The following is a 20,333-nucleotide window of genomic DNA, read 5'->3' as shown; positions in this document are numbered from 1 at the left end:
ATAGAACGAGACTATGCTGTGTTATGAATGAGAGCACTGCAACACATCTGCCTATCCATAGTCTATTTAAAGACAGAAAGGATGTTTCCCGGCAAACGTAGTGATTGAAAAAAACGGTTACACTATGTTGTGGCGATGAGCTGTGCTGCGTAGCAATAATATTATCGCACAATCCCTTCGGCCCAAGCCCCTTCTGCAGCGGCTTTCCGCGCAAAGTCGGTAAAGTCGGTGGGCTTACGACCCAACGCTCTTTCTACGCCGTCGCCGATCTTTTCGTTACGGCCATCGAGCACTTCAGTAAACAAATAGGTAATGAGCCAGATAAGGTCGGCAGGTAGCTCGTAAGCGGCCAGCTCCGTTGCGTAAGCCTCCATAGAGATACGTTGATAATGGATGATTTTGCCTGTAGCCCTGGCGATCTCTGCTACCGCTTCTCGGAAGGTCAGCAGGCGCGGACCGGTGACTTCGTAAATCTCGCGCTCATGACCGGTTTCCGTGATTGCAGCAACGACGACAGCAGCAATATCGTCGGCATCAATAAAGGGCTCGCCAACATTACCCGCCGGTAGCGCAACCTGGCCTGCCATTACAGGTTCGTAGAAGCTGCCTTCGCTGAAGTTCTGGCAAAACCAGCTGGCGCGTACAATCGTCCAGTCAAGGCCGGTATTCATAACAATCGTTTCGCATTCCTGAGCCTCTTGCTCACCCCTTCCCGAAAGCAGCACGAGCTTCTTTACGCCGGCAGCTACAGCCACTTCTGCCAGGCTGCTGATGGCTTCAGTGGCGCCGGCTACGGCCAGGTCGGGCTGATAAGTAATATATACCGACTGCATGCCTTGCAATGCACCGGCCCAGCTGCGCGTGTCATGCCAGTCGAAGTGGATCTCGCCCGAACGGGAGGCATTTTTGACGGACCAGCTCATAGCTTCCAGCCGCTTGACGACCTTGCGGCCGGTTTTACCATTACCCCCGATGACCAGTACGGGGTGTTTTTCTTTTTCGGATTTGATGCGGCCGTTTGCCAGGCGCGCTGTTGTGGTTGCTTCCATTTCTTTTTTTATTCAAAGGTATTTCCGGAGGCAGGGGGAAAATAGAACAAAACCAACAAGCTGTATTGGCCCTCGTTTCTTTCAGGCGGTAGTACGCAACAGAGCTGACCAGCGAATCTTTGGCCGGGAGCTCATTCAGGCCATCGGCAATGCTTATTGTCTGTATAAAATGCTGTGAGGCCGGCAAAACGCTTTGAGAGCGCGGATCAGCTGCGACGGACCGCGAGTTCATTAATGCTGTAATGAGGAGGCAGCGCTCCTGCAGGGGTATTTCATGCGGAATGTGCTTGTTATAGCATAGGCGCTCTTTAGCAACCGAACGTTTGTTGCCCGTCGTTTATTTTTAAGAATGGCGCCTACAGGCCCAGGGCTTTCAATACCTGGTTTTTGTATTGCCGGCCGATCGGCAGCTCCGTATCGCCTACTTCAATGGCCGTCATGTTGAATGCGCTGATCTTATCGATCGCCACGATAAAGGAGCGATGGATGCGCAAGAACATTGTTGCCGGTAATTGCGCTTCAAGCGTGGAGATGCGCTGATAGGTAATGATCACTTTATCGGCCGTCCTGACCCGCACATAATCCTTCAGGCTCTCTATATAGCTGATATCTTTCAGGAATACCTTGATCATTTTTTTATCCGCCTTGAGGTAGAGAAAAGCGTGCTCCTGTGCGGCTCCGGGCGGCGGCATCGTTGCCGGAAGCCGGGTAGGCGGTCGATACAGGGCATAAAAACGATTGACTGCTGCCAGGAAACGTTCAAAAGGAACTGGTTTCACCAGGTAATCCAGCACCTGCAGCTCGAAACCTTCTATCGCATATTCACGGTAAGCAGTCGTCAGAACTACAGCCGGTGGGCGGGACAAGGCTTTCAGCAGGCCGATGCCGGTAAGCCCGGGCAGCTGAATGTCGAGGAACATCAGGTCGATCGGTTCCCGTTGCAGCAGGGACATGGCCTCGAAGGCATCGCCGCAGGTAGCGACCAGCTCGAGGTCTTCCAGCTGCCCGATGTATTTGCGCAGGATACCTGCGGCGAGCGGCTCATCGTCTACGACCAGGCAGCGGGTCTTTTGAGATTTCAGCGTCATGCAGTAGTATTGTTGAGGGTTAAATGAACGTTGTACCGGCCAGGCTCCTGTACAATGTCCAAGGTATGCTCTCTGTCGTATAAAAGGGCCAGCCGGCGGCGTACATTCTGCAGCCCGATGCCACTGTGTGCCACCGAAGGTTGTGTTGTTTCCGGGCAGCTGTTTTCCACCCTTACCGACAGCAGCGAGGCATCCACGCTGATCTCAATGCTGATCCAGGCATCGCCGGTAGCATTGGCGGCGCCATGCTTAAAGGCATTCTCAACAAAGGGCAGCAACAGCAGGGGGGCAACAGGAAAGTGTTCCGTTGCCCCCGATACCTTGAGGGACAGCGCCAGCCTGGAGCCATAGCGTAGCTTTTCCAGCGCAATATAATTCCGGATATGTGCGATCTCTTTATCCAGCGCTAAAGTTTCCGAACGGGAATCATAAAGCATATAGCTCATCAGGTCCGAAAGCTTCAACACAACTTCCGGCGCCCGGGCAGAAGCTTCAAGCGTCAGGGCGTACAGGTTGTTGAGCGTATTGAACAGGAAATGCGGGTGCACCTGGGCTTTCAGCAGGTTGAGCTCTGCCTGCAGCTTCTCGCTGTCGGCTTGTTGTTTCAGCTGCTCGGTACGGAAGCCCTGTTCCGTTACCCTTATTACCATTGTGAACAGCAGTACGGGACCCAGGTACCACAGCATGCTCTTCAGCAACATATACCATACCCATATCGATTCGGGTGTAGTAGTGTCGGGTAGGAATACCGGCTCCACTACACGCTCCTGGAGGAAACGGTTCAGTACCGAGCCCGCAAAAAGCAGGAGGATTGCTGAAAAGGTAAACGCAGCATAGCGTTTCCGGAAAAAGAATAGAGGATAGAGGACATTCAGGTTGACATAGGCCACCAGAATAGCGCCAGGCAGGGTAAAGGTCTCATACAAAAGATACTCCAGCATGGGATCGCCGGCATCGATATGCACACCGGTATGCACCAGCACATAGCCGATCCAGAAGAGAATATGGGTCAGCAGGCGGTTCCCGGCCAGGTAGTATCGTTTTGATGCGGCTGCAGTCATAACAGGAAATCAAAAATACCATTTAACCCAGGGATCACCACGTTTTAGCAGATATAACCGGTTCCGGAGCGTAAACGACCATTTTGAAGCCGTAAACGGCTTTAGAGACCCATGCCGGGGTATATGCCGGCATGGGCTTGCGGTTCGCCTAAAATAAAAATGAGAAAGCTATAGGCATCGTTAATTGCAGCAACCTTATGTAAAAGCATTATGTTATTCCAATCCATCAGAAGCCGGATGATCGGGTACCTTTGTCTGCTTCCCGGTACCCTGCTCGCCCGGCAAAAAATGATCCGTGGTACGATAGCCGATGAGAACAACCTGCCCCTTCCCGGAGCGGCCATCAAACTGTACCAGCTGCCCGATTCCCAGCTGCGCGGAAGCACTTTAAGCACTGCCGACGGGACTTTTGCGTTGCCTGCCCCGCAGGAGGGCGCCTGGAGTATACAGGTTACGGCTTTAGGCTACGGGATATACCGCTCGGAGCGTCTGCTGCTGTTGCCTTCCGATACGTCGGGCCCGTCTTTGCAGGTGCAGATGTCTGCTACAGCAACTGCGCTGCAGGCCGTTACCATCAGCGCCAGGCAGGAGGCTATCGAGCGGGAGCCTGGTCGCGTTGTATTACATCCTGGCCGTATGCTGACGGCCGGTAATGCCTGGGAGGCCCTGGAGCAGGCGCCGGGTGTGCAAACCGGGAATGACCGGCTGAGCATTAAAGGAAAAGATCATGTTGCCATATGGATCGACGACAGGCCGGTAACCATGGATGAAACCGCATTGGCCGATTACCTTAAGAATTTACCTTCCGGCCTGCTTGACCGCATCGAGATCATAGCACAGCCGCCGGCGCAATACGACGCCACCGGCAATGGCGGCCTCATCCGCATCTACCTGAAGAAGGGCAAGGCAAAGGGGTTGAACGGCACCTTGCAGTCGGAAAATATACAAGGCCGCTGTACCCGCCTGCTTCAGAATGCAACGGCCAACTTCAGCACGGGGCGGCTCAATATTTATGCCAACGGATCCAACTATAACGGCGATGGTATCGCCGACATCACCACTGAGCGCCGTTACGGAAAAAATGAGGCACAGCAGCTGCATCAGCAAACCACTGCACGTACGCATATGGACCGTGTAATGGGTACGCTTGGCGCCGAGTGGATACCTTCGAAGCGCGACCGCTGGAGTGCAACGGCAAGCTATATGTACCGTAAGCTACGGCAAAATACGACTGGGGAAGGGCTCCAGCAGGGGACTGTTTCAGATACTTTGACGCAGGTACAGAACGGGAACAATAGCCGTACAGTGAACCAGGACTATGGGTTCAGCTACAGCCACAGCTGGGATACAAGTGGAAGGGTAGTACAGCTGCGTGCCGATTATACTGCTTACGACCAGGAGCAATCTCCCCTAAATGAAACCCGCTTCAGGCCGCAGGGCTATGAAGCGACCAGCAGGGAAGCCTTGTCTGGTAATACAAATGCCGAGATAAAGGTGTATGCGCTGAAAGCGGATATGGCATGGCCTTTCGCCGGCAGGCACCGGCTGGAAGGCGGCGTGAAGGCAGGCTGGAGCCGGAACCGTTATACAGCCGCTTACCTTATGGATAACGATGGCAATACCTTACGCACTTCGGGCAGCTTCCGGTATAACGAATCCATTATGGCAGCTTACCTGGATTACAGGACGATACTTAACAAATGGTCGCTGCAACTGGGGCTGCGCCTGGAACATACAGCGACGACAGGGAGTGCCGATAGCAGCGCAACAGCGACCAGCCGCCGCTACCTCAATGCCTTTCCTGCAGTTTTCCTGGGCTATGCGATCGACAACAGCTCCCGGCACTGCCTGCAGCTTTCTTATAACCGGCGCATCGATCGCCCCGATTATACCGATCTCAATCCTTTCGCATGGCCACAGGATCGCTATACTTACCGTGCGGGCGATGCCGGACTGTTGCCTTGCCTTTCAGATAACCTGGAGCTGGCCTACCTGCTCAAAGACGGTTGCTCTGTTACGCTTTCCTATAGCCGTATACAAAATGATATCGGTACGGTAGTGGTCCCTGTTGCAGATCGTGTGTACCTGCAGGCCGCTAATACCGGGATTGTTGACCGCTGGGGATGCCTGCTGGAAGGGACGCTGAAGCTCAGGCCCTGGTGGCAGCTGCGACCTTCTTTGATGCTGCAGTATATCAGCAGCCACAATGCGCCGGAATGGGGCGGCGGAGCATGGTATGGCGGCTATGCGGTGCTGAATGCTACACAGCAATTCTTCCTGGGTACCTGGACTGCAGAGCTGTTTACCGAATACAATACCCGGCAGCCCTATGCGCAGTATGAAGATGCCCCGGTATGGTATATGCATGCCGGCATTAGCAAAAAGCTTTGGAAAGATAAGGTGAACATCAGGCTGAATATGCGGGACCTCTGGCATACCCGCATTGACCGGCAGGACTACCGGCGTACGCCAGGTGTAGAAGGTTATACCAGCCGCACCTGGGATACTCGGAGCGTGACCTTACTGCTGAGCTATAAGTTCAGCAGCGGCCGTAAGAAGGAGAATGCTTCAACTACGATGCCCGGACATGAAGCGCAGCAGCGAATAAAGGAGGAGTAATAGCGGTAGCGATGCAAAGAAAGAACAAGCCGCGCTTTATAAGTCATGAAGTATGCAGCCGAACGAAAAGCCCTGCAATGCTTGCCGGCAGGTGTTTTCACGGGGTACTCCAGAAAAAAAATACAGCGCTTAGGGTACAAGCGCAGCCGGATACTGATTATTTTCAGGGCCGGAAACCAAAATTGTATAACCAAAACAGAAACCATGCGCAACACTACAAAAGCCGTTTTAGGCATTCTTTTTTCAGGTGCGGTCTTATGGGGCTGCGGCAATGAGCCGCAAAGCAGCAAAGAGGCCGTAAGTCCCCCAGGTACCAGCGGGCTGCCGCAGGATGTTATGCCTTCCTGCGTAGTGACTGCCGATTCGTTCAATGACTGGTTTGCTTCAGGCAAAGCGACGCAGAATGGCCTGGTAACTCCGGCCAACAGCGTTACCTTTCCCCATGAGGATAACTGCGATTTTTACCAGTGGGCTAACCGGATGTTTCTCTGGATCACTTCCCCGTCATCCGGTATTTACGGTCAGGCCAATACCGTGCTGGAATCACCGACTTTTTTCAGCGTTTCACCTCCCGGCGCAGGTGAGCAAAGGGTGCTGATCCCACATACAGCCAATACGCCTTTGCGCATGAGCAGCGGCTTGCAGAAGAACGGTCCCAACCGCCTGCCGGTGATCAGGAGCAAGGCCGGTGGTTTATATGAAATAGAGAACACAAAACCGATGCCCGGAAAACTGCTGGTGAAGAGTGTTGCCGGCGGACCGGTGGAAGTGGATCATGTTGAAAAAGATGCTGCCGGCAAAGTACTCTTCCTGGATAAGGCAGGGAAACCCATCGAGCATCCGAAAGCGATCATTCAGCATAAGGCCAACAGGGATCATATCGTGCACCGTTTCGCTACAGGCAAGGGATTTGTATTCCTCGACGAAGCCGGTAACATCATAGAATCGGAAGAAGGTCAGGCCACTGGCGATGCGTTGATGGCGAAGAACGGATCGCTGGTCTATTATCTCAGCTTCGTTAACGATGTCTATGCATGGTACCTGAGCGGTGTGAGCGCCGGTAAGCTGAACGGTACGCAGTTTCCGACCACGGCCGGCGCCCGCGACAGCATCTGCGCCTTTGCCAGGGCCAATAATGTAACACTGCCCGACAGCAATGCGCTGGCTATAGAGCTGAAAACCTCCTGGGTAGAAGCCGCCGGCCTGGCCGATGCTGATCAATACATCACCGTAATGGCCACCATCCCGGTGTACGATACCAGCAATCCCGGCCAGTGGATACCTAAGGGGGAGAAGACAACAAAGATGGCGCTTGTCGGTATGCATATCGTAGGCAGCGTAGCCGGCCATCCGGAAATGGTATGGGCAACCTTTGAACATAAGAACAATGCACCTAACGCTGCTTATAGCTATATCGACAGTACGGGTAATACCAAAACGGTACCCCAGGACCAGGGCAACCACTGGCTCTTCAATGCCAACGCTGCTGATACACCCTATAACGTCTCTCATATGACGGCCTCCGGCGATACGATACTGGCCTATGATACTTTTCATATCAGTCCCAGCAACACTTTACGGTCTATGCCATGGGGTAGCGCCATGGATTCGCTCACCAACCAGCAGGACCGCAGTTCGGCAGCCTCCAACAGCGAGATTCTGTCGATCAACAATATCATGCAACGTCTGCTGGTAGGTAGTGACATACGGAAGAACTACCTGTTCATCGGTGCGACCTGGACCTTCGGCGGTACTGCGCCTACCGGTGGCACTTTCGGTGCCGATACTACCGCAGGTGTATCCATCGGTACCAATGTGCTCGCCAACAGTACCATGGAAACGTACCTGCAAACCAGCGCGTCGTCCTGCTTCAGCTGCCACAGGGGCTTCAGCGGACCGTCGCTGAGCCCGGGTAACCTGAGCCATATCTACAGTCACCTGAAGCCATTGATCAATGCCTATGACAGCCGCCGGAAAGCGCCTGGCGGGAAATAATCTTTTATAAGCCAACACACAAAGAGCCGGGCCGCCCTTTCCAGGGCGGCCCCGGATTTTGCTGCCGCCTGATCCCGGCATAGGCCTGAAGCAGAATACGTTATTCATCTTCATTCTACCAGGTGTTTCTACCTGTTTTTGAAAAGGGAGTTTTGTACGCTGGTTTAAGCCCTCTTTTTTCAGTCATTTTACAGCGTAAAACCAAACCACCGGAAACTACCGGCTGCAAGCATTTAACAGAAGAAAGAGTCCCGTAGCCCGTAAAGCCTTTGCCCGACCGGCACCGGCTGTAGCCTGGTTTTACATATATGGATAGCAGCATGCGTGTGAAATGTATGCTGTGCCTATTGCAAACCGAAACAAAACGCTGGGTTATGACGACCACAACTATAGGCCCCAATGCGATCAACCCGATAGCAATGCAGATCGGGACACTGATCGGGTTATTCATCAAGGAGAAAGACAGCTATAGCTTCAACAGCAGCTGGTTCAGCGATCCCTGGTCCTATATCAGCGCTATTCCCTCCAATCCTGAGCTGTTTGAACTGCTGGCTACCCTGATGGGCAGCGCCGGCGGTGATGCTCTCGGCACACCACGGGAAGCCATGAACCGTACCTGGTACCCGATACTGAATCCTATTACCCGGAACGGCGAACCGCCTAAACCCACCGGCGTTTATATTGTAGCGAGCAAGCCGGTCGATGGTATTCCTACGGAGCTGGGCCTGGGCGGCCTTTATGATTGGCAGTACGATAACTTTTCCATTCTTCCTTTTGCCTATTTCCCTGTGCTCAGCCTGCCTGCTAAAGCCGGCGGGAGCTTTGCATTTATTCTCGGTCAGAAAGATCATCCCGTTGAGACGGGGATCAACATTACCGGGGCCGATGGCGTGTTCAATACGGGCAACGGCCTGGCCAGCCTGTCTTTCGACGGCTTTATGGCTGCGAGTAAGATCTTCTTCGCCGAAGGCCTGTATCCTTCGCTAGACTTGTGCTTCCTTAACCTGAAGCTGCCGGGGGAAAAGCAAGGAAGTAACCGCTCCCTGTTTGATCTTATCCATAACGCTTCGGTGCAGCAGAGCATTACGGTAGCGCTTTCTGTGCTGGGCAGCCAGCTGTCGCAGCTGGAAGGCGTGGCGCAAACTGCCGGTAAGATGATCCATTCGCTGATGGAGCTGCTGGGCCTGCTGGGACCCGTGCCTGGTATCGATTGGGATGCGCTGGTCAAAGATCCCTCGAAGGTGGTGTCGATCTTTACCACCTGGTTACAGAACATCAGCAGCGATCAGGCGATATTGAAATCCTGGCTCAATGACTGGTATTGTCTCTTCAAAGGACTGGAAGCTACCGAAGATAAAAATTATGTAACCGGTACGGGTACGCGTATCGATCCGCTGACGGCCAACCTGCTTACCTTCGATTTCGGGAAAGACCTTTCCGTGCTGTTCAACTTAAGCTTTGCTACGGTAAAAACCCCGGAAGGCGAGCTGCAGCTTTATCCCGGCTTCAGCATCAGCACTTCGCCCATTACACCGGTGAGCAGCCTGCCGGAATTCGGCGTCCAGGTGCTGGCCGCGGCCGAAGTGCTTTGCTACAAGATACGTGGCGAGGGAAAATCCAATACGATCAGTTTCTTCCCGCAATACAGCATCATGGCTTCTGCGGCCAATACCGTCGCCGGCAAACCTTTGTTTGCCGTTGCCGATGCCCTGGACGATGAGACGCAGGGCGACAATCCAGCAGGCTTCAGCATCGGCCGGATGGAAGTCGGTTTTGTGTATGATGCCGTGGTTGCTACGAGCAAAGTTCCCAGCCCTAATTTCCGGCTGGTGGAGGTACAGACCGGAATAGGCGCCTGGCCGCTGATCGATCTTTCCAACTTTAACGTGGATACCTTACAAAAGGCCATCGGACCGGTTGTAAGCAGCGCGATCAAGACTTTCTTCGGCGAAGACAACGCTTATGCTGAAGCGCTTACTGCCGTACTGGGCATCGACCCGCCGAAAAGCTATGAGGGCGAATGGCCGCTCAAGGATAAAATGTTGCTGTCGCCGCTGGAGCTGTCGCTGCTGATAAAAAATCCCTTTGCGGCCCTGGGCGCTTATTACTCCCGCTGCCTCAGCACGGACGATGCGGAAGGCCGACCTTTATTCCAATACCTTGTCCCCGGCTTCTCTACCTTGCTGGGTAGCGACAATACGGAGGTAGCCGGTGATGGGACAGAACTGGATCCCTGGCGTATTCCTTTGTTCGAGATCGGTACAGCAACCATCAATCTCGCCATATGGAAGCCCGGCGAAGAGCAATTGGGTATCGCTTTCGACTTCACTGTGCCCTTGCCTATCGATGCAGTGGCAGCCACCTTTAAGCTCAATGCCGCGATGATGGTATTGCAGCTGCCCGGCGATGACGGTTCGGGTACCTGGAATGCCGCCTGGATGCAGGCACTTACCGGCAGGTTGCAGATCAAGGATAAAACGCTGGAACGGTTGCAGACGCCCGAAATCGGTGGTGTGTCCATTGCTGTTGCTGATGTCTATGTCGAAGGCGGCTGGAAGAATACGCAAAGCTTCTTTGTAAAAGCCGGTATCGATGGCCTGGAGCTGGTTTCCAGCGCGACCACTATCGACCTGGGCAATATTGAGTTCAGTACGGCAGGCTGGAGCGTTGATCAGCTGAAGCAATTCGCACCTGCCATTGTCAACGGCCTGGGATTGCTGCTGTTAGAGAACGGGGGAACCGTGGGTGTATGCCTTACTATAGCCCTGGGCCTGCTGCCCAACCTGCCCGAGGTGTTCGATGGCTACAAGCATGAAGGGTATAATTTCCCCGTGCCGGAGTACCTGGTCCTGCCTGAAGGCTGGCCGGTGCTGGAGATCAAAAATTTCAGCAATCCCTGGAAGGATATTGTTACGCAGCTGAGCAAGCTTTATGACAGCCAGGAATTCATGATCGCACTGATGCAGGTGATCGGCTGGGGCATTACCGGCATAACGCCGGGAGCGCCGGATGTGCAGCCTATAGGGACTTTGGCCGATCCCTGGATCGTCAGCTTGCCCAATGTATTCGATATCGATCTGCTGACCTGGAAAGAGCACAACCAGACGGGTGTGGGCGTTCAGAAACAATTTGCTGTAGATGCCGCCGAAGGCGTGCAGATCGCGACCATTCTCCGGGCCGATGTGCCGGGCGTTACCCTGGATGGCATTGCCGGGCCGGTGAAGACCTATCCCGGTGTCGCGCTGGTGACCAATATACAGAATCCGGATGTGACCCTGCCGCTGGTCGATATCAACGACGAGCTGATCATTAATAAAGTGCAGCTGGGCGTTTTCCTGCAGCTGCAGGAAAACGAGCTGAAGCTGATCCCGGTATTCCGCTTCCAGGGCAGCCGCCTGAGGAAGGATGAAATATTCAGGGATATAGAGCTGATCCCGGTAGATGGCAAGCCGCAGTTCACGAGCAGCGATACCATGGCCGTATTCAATACCTTGCTGAACGCCCTGATGAACGAATTGTCGGTAGCGGCGCAGCAAAAGGGTTTTGTTCAATTGCAGGCCCTGCTGGATATCCTGGGGCTGCTGGGCGTGCTGGATGTAAGCCTGGACGCCACTAATCAAAAGGAATATGCTTTCAATCCCGGCGCCTGGGCTTCGATCCTGGCCAACCCAGGCGGCTACCTGATGACAAAGGTGGAGGCGGTGCTGAACAGCGATCAGCTGTGCGCGGCGCTGATCCAATCGCTGGCGCAGCTGATGGGCTACAATAATTTTGATCTGCCGCTGGCCTGGCAGGGCGTTCAGTTCCTGCTACAGTCGCTGAATCTCGCTAAGGACTATAACAACTATTTTGTACCGGTATGTAACAATTGGCTGGCGTTGTTCAAAGACCCGGTAAGCTATTTGCAGCAAAGTGTTAGCAGCCTGTTCAACAGCCCCGCGCTGATCCAGCAATTGGTGACCAGTGTGAGCAAGCTGGTCACTTTACCCGGCGCGGGACTGGAGAAATATTTCAGCGTCGATACCAGCGGTAAGATTCTGACCGTACAGATCCCTACCGATACGATATTTAAGATCGGCGATGAGCTGCGGCTGTATGCCAGCGTGGCGGTTGATGTGAACTCTTATACGTTGACCAATAGTGTGGCCCTGGGCTCCCGTACCCTGGATTCTGCTTTGACCTTCCGCTATGCACCCAGCTATAAAGACGGCCAGTTGAGCCATGATTATGGTATTTATCTGACCGGCATCCCGGGTATGCCGCAGGCCTTCGCCCCGCTGCCGCTGTGGCCTTTCCCTGCCGATACCCAAAAGTACCTGGCCCAGATCGGCTACCAGGTGCCGATGACCCTGCTCAGCTCTTTTGCGGTCAAATACCTGAACGAATATGTAGTGCCGTCTAACCCTGCCGTAAACAATATCTTCAAAGTGTTGGGATTGACCACTACGGTAGAAGGTGCTGAGCAGATCGTACCCCTCACCGGTATTTTCATGAATCCCGCAGACTGGCTGCTGGGACCGGAAGTACTGGGTGACGGACAAGGCAATGTCGACCTTACCCGGCTGGGCAACCTGCTGTATGCGATCACAGATGCGGCAGGCATTAAGGTGGGCGATGTAACACTGAAGGCGTACAGCCATGATGGTAAGAACGATGGGGTTGAGCTGACCGGCCTGCCTTGGGGCGTTACCTTTACTTTGTTTGCCAACAGGGAGGAAGGCGCCAATCTGAAAGGCAGCTTCAGGCCGGCATTGCCCTCGCCTGCGCCGGATATTATCCTGGGTGCGGGTGTGGCGTTCGGCACAGCTAACGGTGTCAACGTGGACGGTAGCATTGCAATGAGCTATAAGCTCGGCGATAGCAATACCCTGGGTATTATCGCCGCCTATGAGAAGCGTAAATTCAGCCTTACCGCGAAAGCCAACCAATCCGAGTTTCTGTTGCTGCCCTTCGGCGGCCTCAACCAGTTCCTGAACGAAGGTACTGCCGGTGTACTGCTGACCATCATTGGCGATAAGCTGTTCAGTACTTACGATGTTTATACGAAGGCGCACCCTGACTCGGCCCTGATCCCCTTTGTACAAAGTATTGAGACGTTGACCGGCATCAAGAGCGGCTCCGATCTCTTCAATTTCTTCAATGCGATTTATCAAGACCCGCTGGGGCAGTTCACAGAAGCGAACATTGCGCAGGCGCTATCCAATATCAACGATTTCCTTACGGATATCCTCACCCTGGAAGGCTTTAGCTTAAGTACAGACAAGCAAATACTGCAATACGAGCACCTCTTGGGATCTGCCAAAGTACTGATCGATATCGGTATCCGTGATATAGAAGGCACAAAGGTCTTCGGCCTGTGGCTTAATCCTATAGCCGCTTTCAGCTGGATGTCCCTGGGTTTGAACCATACCGGTGTCGGTATTGCCTTGCCCTTCGACTACAAAAATCCTGATCTCCGTTATGAAGTGAACATTGCGGTGGGAACCGATTTCAGCGCGTTTAAAATACCCAATGCGCCCCAACCGACCTTGCTGTTTGGCCTCAGGGGCAACCTGCAGGGCATGCAGGGGCCTTTCCTGGATTGCTATCCGGTTAAAGTGTCTGATGCGGAAGGAACCCTGCGCATTGGCTTACTGCCTGCACCGGCGCTCCTGATTACAGGACGAACAAATGTGACGCTGAGCCAATGGATGGTCAATTTCGGTACGGAGTTCCTTATTCCCTTTATGGCCAATACGGCATTGGGTGTTGCGGCCGTAAAGAACTGGCTTAATGAGACGACCATAGGCAACGTTAAAGGCGCTCCGGGCATTATCCTTACCGACTGGGGCCTGTTGCAGCAACAGGACGGTAATTACTACCTATGCAACCTGAGAACCGCCTTCGACGTCAACGATCCCGTCGGCATTGTGACCAAGCTGATCTTCTCAGCCCTTAACCTGCTGGATGGTCAGCGTGTGGTGCCGATTAAAGACCACGGCATTTATGTTCAAAGCTCGACAGAGGGCGATCTGAAGCGCTACGGCCTGCGGATACAGATCACGGATATAGAGGTGACCAGCTCTTTGAACAGTGAGGGGGCGAAGCTGCTGCTCCAGATCGGCAAATACTATGGCAGCCAGACGAAGGACGATAACTGGACCGGGCTGACAAGCGATCCCGGTTTCGTAGTCTACTTCATCAGCCGCAACAGTAAGGATGATGAGCTCAGCTTCCAGCCTAAATTTGACCTTATCAGTGTGGGCCTTGATTTTGCAGGCGCCAACGACCAGAGCCCGTTGATCAATACCAAAGGGGTAACCATACAATCAATAGAACCCCGGGCTTACGTTTCGCTTGATTTCAACGGTGAGCTGCGTACCGACTTCGGCGCCGGCATGATGTTGTATAACCTGGGCGTACCCCTGGGACCCGGTTTCGATAACCAGGGTAGCAAAACGAACCCGGTGGCCCAGAACCTGCTGACCTCCGGTGGTAATCCCGGTAAGACGGATGCGATTAATCCCTCCTTCTCCATATCGGCGGCTTATGTCTACAATGCACAATCCTTCGACCTGCAGCTGTATGATGCCAATGGACTGGCTACCGATAAGGTATGGATATCCGTGATGCGTGCCTTCGGCCCGCTGCAATGCCGCAAGGTGGGCATCGGCTGGAAAGGAGATAAAAATCCCAAACGGCTTGACTTCCTCTTCGACGGACAAGTATCGCTGGCCGGGCTCATGGCCAACCTGGTCGAGCTCGATATCGGTATTCCCATAACCGATCCGACCAACTATAAAGAATACTCGCTCGATCTTGCCGGGCTTGACGTCTCGTATAATGCAGGGGCCGTCACCATCGGCGGCGGTTTCCTTAAAGATGATTCGCTGGGCTATATACAGTACACGGGCCAGGCAATGATACAGACCGCAAGCTTCGGTATCGGCGCTTTCGGCGCCTATGCGCTGATCGACGGTCATCCTTCCCTATTCATTTTTGCCTACCTGAATGCACCCCTTGGCGGCCCGCCCTGCTTCTTTATCAAAGGGCTGTCGGGAGGCTTCGGATACAACCGTACTATTAATATTCCGCCCGCCAACCAGATCGAGAATTTCCCCTTCGTGGCCGGTATACAAAATCCTGCGGCCCTGGGCGGCGTTGGCGGTAAGGCACCGACCAATGAACAGGCCCTGCAGGCGCTGGGTACCAAGATCGTTCCGCCCAAGCTGGGTTCCTATTGGGTAGCGGCGGGAATCATGTTCTCTTCCTTTGAGCTGATCGATTCTAAGGCCGTGCTGATGGTGATCTTCGGCAACGACTTTGAGATCGCCCTGCTGGGCATCTCCGGACTGTTGCTGCCCAAGACGGGACGGACCTATGTGGGTGCGCAGATTGCTTTTAAAGTAACGTATAAGGTATCTACCGGCTTGCTGGCCATGGAAGCCGTGCTTACCTCCAATTCCTATGTGATCGATCCCAATTGCCGGCTTACGGGAGGCCTCGCCTTCTATGTCTGGTTCAAGGATCAGCCCGATACCGGCGCCAGGGCAGGGGATTTCGTCTTTACGCTGGGTGGCTATCACCCTGCCTTTAAAAAGCCGGCTTATTATCCCGACGAGCCCCGCCTGGGCTTCAGTTGGGCTGTAGGCGGCAATGTGAGCATCAAGGGTGGCGCTTATTTTGCACTGACGCCTTCCGCAGTAATGGCGGGTGGCTCCCTGGAAGCGGTTTATCAAAGCGGTAACCTCAAAGCCTGGTTCACGGCCTATGCTGATTTCCTCATTATGTGGAATCCCTTCTATTATGATATCAGGGTAGGGGTCAGCGTGGGCGCATCTTATACGGTGCATTTCATCTGGACCACGACCTTCAAAGTGGAGCTGGGCGCGGATGTGCACATCTGGGGACCGCCGATGGCCGGCAGCGTAACCGTGCATTGGTGGGTGATCTCCTTTACCGTCAACTTCGGCGCAACGGAGACGAAGCCCAACGATACACGTATTATCGACTGGAAAGAATTCAAGCCTTACTTCCTGCCTTCCGATAAAGCACCGGCCACCGCGCCACAGCAGCAGCCTACAGAAGAAGAGGAGAAGGGAGCATTGCTTAAAGCGAATGATATACAAACAGTACCGGTACAGCAGGTCACTAATATCAAACAGGTTACGGGCCTCATTAAAGAGTTCCCCAACCCGGACAGCAAGGTGAATGCCACCAGCCCTGTGCTGTGGCAGGTGGGCGCAGATGGTTTTTCTTTTACGGTAAGCACCGCTATTCCGCTTAATGAAATATCGATCACCGGTATGGAGATACCCATCAGCAGTGATGTCAAATTCGGCATGCGGCCCATGGGATCGGTGGTGTTTGGCAAAGATGGCCAGAAATCTACTCTTGGCATAGCGTTTAAATATTACGATACACCTCTTGACAAGCTGGCAGGCTGGGATATCAGCGGTGATACCAATGGTATACCCGAATCGCTGTGGGGCACGGTGAACAATGGTAAGACGGAGATCAGTGCCAAGATCATTCCCGGCGCGCTGGTGGGCTTCACGGCCCGGATCGCCGCATCCGGCGGCAATCTGCCGCAGGACGGGCCGCCGATGTTCCCTCTGTCTAATCTCGGCTATGCTGCCTGGGCCTGGCGCAAGCTTACGCTCGCCAGCAATCCCCGGCTGCATCCCGCACAACCGGCGACACCGTCCGATCAATCGTTGGTAGTGATCGAAGATACCATTATGACAACCCCCGTTGTTGCTATGCGTACGGCTATTCTTGAAGCGGTGGTGGGCGCAGGTATCAATGTGGGCATTGACGGCCGCCTGGACCAGATGGCTGCGTATGCCAGCGATACTTTCCAATCGTACCCGATGCTGGGTGCGCTGGGTAGCCTGGGTTACCAGCAGGCGCCGCAAAGGCTGCAGGCCAGGACGCTGAACCGTTCTGTTGCTGCACCGGCTGTACAAACGCGTGCTGCCGCTCTTGCTACCGATCCGGTCAAGATCAGGGCTGTGATGACCCAGTATTCCCGTCCCGACCTGCCTTCGCCGGTGTTTATGGCAGCTTCGCCCGGCGAGGTAAAAATGATCCACCCGGTAAAAGGCAAAATGTACAGCGCCGAGAATACGCCGCAGTGGCAAACGGAAGCTGTAGTTCAGGGTCGCAGCCTGAGGGCCGCCGGAAATGCAGATCAACCCGGGCTGGAGCTCTTTCCTGGTGTTGCCGTGCTGCTCGATCTTGATCCCGAAGCCACAGCGCCCTATCTCGGCCTCAGCGGCGAAACGCCCGTGTTTGCGGCCTGGTTTGATATCGACAACCAGCTTATGGGCAGTCGTGTGCTGACAGAAAGCATTGCCCTGCCTCAAGGTGTAGCGGAGCTTTATGTGAGCGGCATCAGCATGGCTTCTCTGGAAATGCCTTATGCCTTCGGCTGGCATGTAACAGCGCAGCTGACCCTGGTCAATCCGAATGCTTTAACCGGTATCGGTGCGATCGTGATCCCCGACAGCCCGGTACGCGTGAAATACATGCGTTACTCCAGCGCTTTCGGTCTCCTTTCGGGACAGACAATGGTAGCTGACAACCTGGTTACTGCAGATGGCCGCAGCGTACCGGCTGGTATCAGAACTATATTGCCGCAGCAGGTGAACACCCTGGCGGTGCTGGCTAAGAAGCCATCGAAAAATACACCGCTCAACCCGGCCTCGCTGAAGGCACGCATTAAGATCATCAGGCCGGATGGCCCTGCCTACCAGGATCTTGTACCGGTGCAGGTGATCGACGGCGCTTATGAAGCAGCGGTATTGTTCAGCCTCCCGGCCGATACCGGTTATGATGCGCGTATTGTTTATACCACCTCTGACGAGGATACTTACATTTCCGGTGTGATGGGCCTGTCGCAGAATCTGTCTTATGTCGCCGAGAACTGGCAGCAGGTCGTGCTGCAGCCGGCCTTGCCTTATCCTTATACGGCGACGCCCGGTTCCGGTACCAAAGTTTCCATAGGACCCCGTTAACCCGATTCCAAACGAACCAGCGATCATGAGAAATTCAGAATTTATCTTGAAGACAGCGGCGGATGATCCGCAGGAACAGGAGCAGATGCGCCTGTATGATTTCTGCGCGCCGCCTTTAAGTTCCGGCACCTATACGATCGAGACCAAACAGAAATTGGTATGGGTCGACAAAGGCCTGAACCAGGAGTTCGATAAGGTGCAGCAGTTCCGGGTCGAAGGTCCGCGGTTTACGCTGGATCCCTCTACCGTCTATTCTATTTTCCCGCCGGCCAATAAGCAAGGCCATTATGAGCTGTATGTACCCAATATTGTGCTCAGCCGCCGGACCCTGCCCTGGGAGCGGACGATAGACGATAAGCCGCCGGTCGATCCGCCGGAACCCTGGGTAGCGCTGATGATCTTTACAGAAGAAGAGGTGGCTAAGGTGAGGAACGGGACTGTAGCTGAAGTAGTCAATCCTGCCGATGCGAAGATCATGGGCCCGCAGGGATTGACCGTAAGCGATGAAGAAAAAGCCGTGCAATGTCTCATCGTGGATGTTCCCAAAGCCACTTTCAGCGCAGTAGTACCGGCAAGGGCCGAACTACGCGACCTCGCGCATTGCCGGGAGGTGGATATGGCCAATAAAGAGCTGCGGGCGGATGTGGCGGACGGATGGTTTTCCGTTGTAGTGGCTAACCGTTTCCCTACGGCAGGAAAGATCAATTATGCCTGTCTGGTATCGCTGGAAGGTTTTGCCCCATATCTCTATGGCGGTACGGCTATCCCGGCACAATACGATACCGTACGCATGGCCGTGTTGGCCAGCTGGACCTTTACCGCGCTGCCCCGGCAAGGCGAAACCTTTAAAGACCTGGTACAACACATCAATACCTGTTCTCTGCATCTTCCCAATAAGCCGGTACAGACCAGTACCGAGGCGGAGCAGCTGGTCGCTGCGGCATTCCACGACGGCTATGTGGCGATGAATTACCAGACCCGGCAAGGCGAACGTACTGCAGCCTGGTATCGCGGACCGCTTACACCCGTGCAGCTGAATGCGGTAAAGCTGGAGCCTTTCTTCAGCGCGGAAGCAGGTATGATCTATGACGGCAAGACCGGGCTCTTCGATATGTCCTATGCGGTGGCCTGGCAGATCGGACGCTTGCTGGCGCTTTCCGATTCGGAGTTTGCTGTAGGGCTGATGAAATGGCGCAAAGAGCAGAAGGCAGCGCAGAACCTGAAGCTGGAACAGCACAATACACTGAACCGCATGCAGGGCTTGTTTGCCGACGCTGGTCCGCACCTGCTGGAAGCGGGCGATAAGCTGGTGATCTCCGATCTCATTCATCAATTCCTTTCCATGGACTTTGCGGCACGCGTCAGTCCGGCACAGGCTGGCGCCGAACCCCTGATCCGTACCGGTGATCCGGCCGGAACCAGGGGTAAGACCGATGGTATGCCGGGTCTGCTCTCGGAAACGCAGGTAGCCGACCTGCTGCGTTATGGCCCGATGATGAAGGACCGTTTACAACAATTAATCATGGCCTCTGCGGGAGGCGATAAAGCCGAGTAATATGAAAAAGAATTTGCCCGGGGCCGGCCAGTATATCGCGGCGCTGAAAGGAACTACGCAGGTAAAGCAATTACGGCTTTCACTGAATTTCCGGGAAAGTGTCTTGCCACCGGCGCTGGAGAACTGGCTGAGCAGTCTCTCACTGCTCTACGGTGTGCCCTTTGAGCACCTGGTGCCCAATGCGGGGATGTTACCACTGGAATCGCTCCGTTTCTTCTATGTCGACCCCAACTGGACGAGCTGCCTGGTGGACGGTGCTTTGAGCGTAGGCGCACAATCCTCAAGGGACACCGCATTGATCCAATCGGTGTATGAAGAAGTACAGCATAGCCTCCGGGCTTCGATGCAGCTGGTGCGCCGCAGGCTCGCTCATGCCGAGCTGCCTGAGGCGCTGAATACAGGCCTTGCTGTTTCGGGATTGCTGATGCGCTCGCAGCTGGTGTCGGGCTGGCCGGGATTGGAGATTGCCGCTTACGAAGACTATACGATCGATTCCCATCAGAACATCGTACCCGTAGGCAAGATCGAGAACCTGCGTATCCAGCGCCTGGCGCCCGATGTGATGCTTTGCCTCTATGGCAGGATGCCGAAGCTGGTGCAGCTTAACGAACCGAAAGAAGGCCTGGCCTTCGGCGTACGCAGCGACGGCAAGCTGGTGCCGCGCTTTATGGGTTATCATACCGATCAGCCGGTCGGTACTTTCGTTACCGGCAATCCTAAGCCGGAGGATGAAGCGGAGGTGGTTCGGCGAAGCGGCGGAAAGAATGTGATCGACGTAGCAGCAACGAAAGCAGCGCTGGTCAAAGTGCTTAACCGTTACAACGCCATGGGCCCTTCCGGAACACTTTCGCCCGCCGACTTCGGCATACAGCTTATTAAATCGGCAGAGCAGCAATCTTTCCTGAGCGGTGCGGAAACGCAACCCAATCCCAATGATTGCACCGACTATTAAATCACTTTCAACGGTA

General features: G+C 54.4%; 8 protein-coding genes. 5 read left to right on the top strand and 3 right to left on the bottom strand.

Annotated elements, in window-relative coordinates; translation table 11 throughout:
- Positions 1-161: 161 nt before the first annotated feature.
- From DZC79_RS10620 to DZC79_RS10610, 3 genes are all read right to left on the bottom strand, one after another.
- Entirely contained in the window at positions 162-1,049 is an 888-nt protein-coding gene (locus tag DZC79_RS10620) for an SDR family oxidoreductase (RefSeq protein WP_118951566.1), read from the bottom strand.
- 356 nt (positions 1,050-1,405) lie between these two features.
- The gene (locus DZC79_RS10615; RefSeq protein ID WP_118951565.1) at positions 1,406-2,137 is read right to left on the bottom strand and encodes a LytR/AlgR family response regulator transcription factor; all 732 of its coding nucleotides are present in this window, start codon (positions 2,135-2,137) and stop codon (positions 1,406-1,408) included.
- On the bottom strand, positions 2,134-3,198 hold the full coding sequence (locus tag DZC79_RS10610) for a sensor histidine kinase (RefSeq protein ID WP_118951564.1): 1,065 nt from the start codon (positions 3,196-3,198) through the stop codon (positions 2,134-2,136). The genes DZC79_RS10615 and DZC79_RS10610 overlap by 4 nt, the downstream gene beginning before the upstream one ends.
- Before the next feature lie 237 nt (positions 3,199-3,435).
- Between DZC79_RS10610 and DZC79_RS10605 the strand changes: the two genes are divergently transcribed.
- From DZC79_RS10605 to DZC79_RS10585, 5 genes are all read left to right on the top strand, one after another.
- Entirely contained in the window at positions 3,436-5,817 is a 2,382-nt protein-coding gene (locus DZC79_RS10605) for an outer membrane beta-barrel protein (RefSeq protein ID WP_198666852.1), read from the top strand.
- A gap of 204 nt (positions 5,818-6,021) precedes the next feature.
- A complete protein-coding gene (locus DZC79_RS10600) occupies positions 6,022-7,812 on the top strand; it encodes a hypothetical protein (protein WP_157977066.1) in 1,791 nt (596 codons plus the stop codon).
- Between the two features lie 374 nt (positions 7,813-8,186).
- On the top strand, positions 8,187-17,810 hold the full coding sequence (locus DZC79_RS10595; RefSeq protein ID WP_157977065.1) for a DUF6603 domain-containing protein: 9,624 nt from the start codon (positions 8,187-8,189) through the stop codon (positions 17,808-17,810).
- A 25-nt stretch (positions 17,811-17,835) separates the two neighbouring features.
- Complete coding sequence (locus tag DZC79_RS10590) at positions 17,836-19,365, top strand: hypothetical protein (RefSeq protein ID WP_157977064.1); 1,530 nt, start codon at positions 17,836-17,838, stop codon at positions 19,363-19,365.
- 1 nt (position 19,366) lies between these two features.
- The gene (locus DZC79_RS10585; protein ID WP_118951559.1) at positions 19,367-20,317 is read left to right on the top strand and encodes a hypothetical protein; all 951 of its coding nucleotides are present in this window, start codon (positions 19,367-19,369) and stop codon (positions 20,315-20,317) included.
- Positions 20,318-20,333 lie beyond the last annotated feature (16 nt).

Origin of the sequence: Taibaiella helva, assembly GCF_003545695.1 — a bacterium.
GTDB lineage: Bacteria > Bacteroidota > Bacteroidia > Chitinophagales > Chitinophagaceae > Taibaiella > Taibaiella helva.
This window is presented reverse-complemented; position numbering and strand designations above follow the sequence as displayed.

Excerpts from the sequence above, each read along its gene's own strand:
- DZC79_RS10620 (WP_118951566.1), bottom strand. The coding sequence starts at position 1,049 with ATGGAAGCAACCACAACAGCGCGCCTGGCAAACGGCCGCATCAAATCC.
- DZC79_RS10615 (WP_118951565.1), bottom strand. The coding sequence starts at position 2,137 with ATGACGCTGAAATCTCAAAAGACCCGCTGCCTGGTCGTAGACGATGAG.
- DZC79_RS10610 (WP_118951564.1), bottom strand. The coding sequence starts at position 3,198 with ATGACTGCAGCCGCATCAAAACGATACTACCTGGCCGGGAACCGCCTG.
- DZC79_RS10605 (WP_198666852.1), top strand. The coding sequence starts at position 3,436 with ATGATCGGGTACCTTTGTCTGCTTCCCGGTACCCTGCTCGCCCGGCAA.
- DZC79_RS10600 (WP_157977066.1), top strand. The coding sequence starts at position 6,022 with ATGCGCAACACTACAAAAGCCGTTTTAGGCATTCTTTTTTCAGGTGCG.
- DZC79_RS10595 (WP_157977065.1), top strand. The coding sequence starts at position 8,187 with ATGACGACCACAACTATAGGCCCCAATGCGATCAACCCGATAGCAATG.
- DZC79_RS10590 (WP_157977064.1), top strand. The coding sequence starts at position 17,836 with ATGAGAAATTCAGAATTTATCTTGAAGACAGCGGCGGATGATCCGCAG.
- DZC79_RS10585 (WP_118951559.1), top strand. The coding sequence starts at position 19,367 with ATGAAAAAGAATTTGCCCGGGGCCGGCCAGTATATCGCGGCGCTGAAA.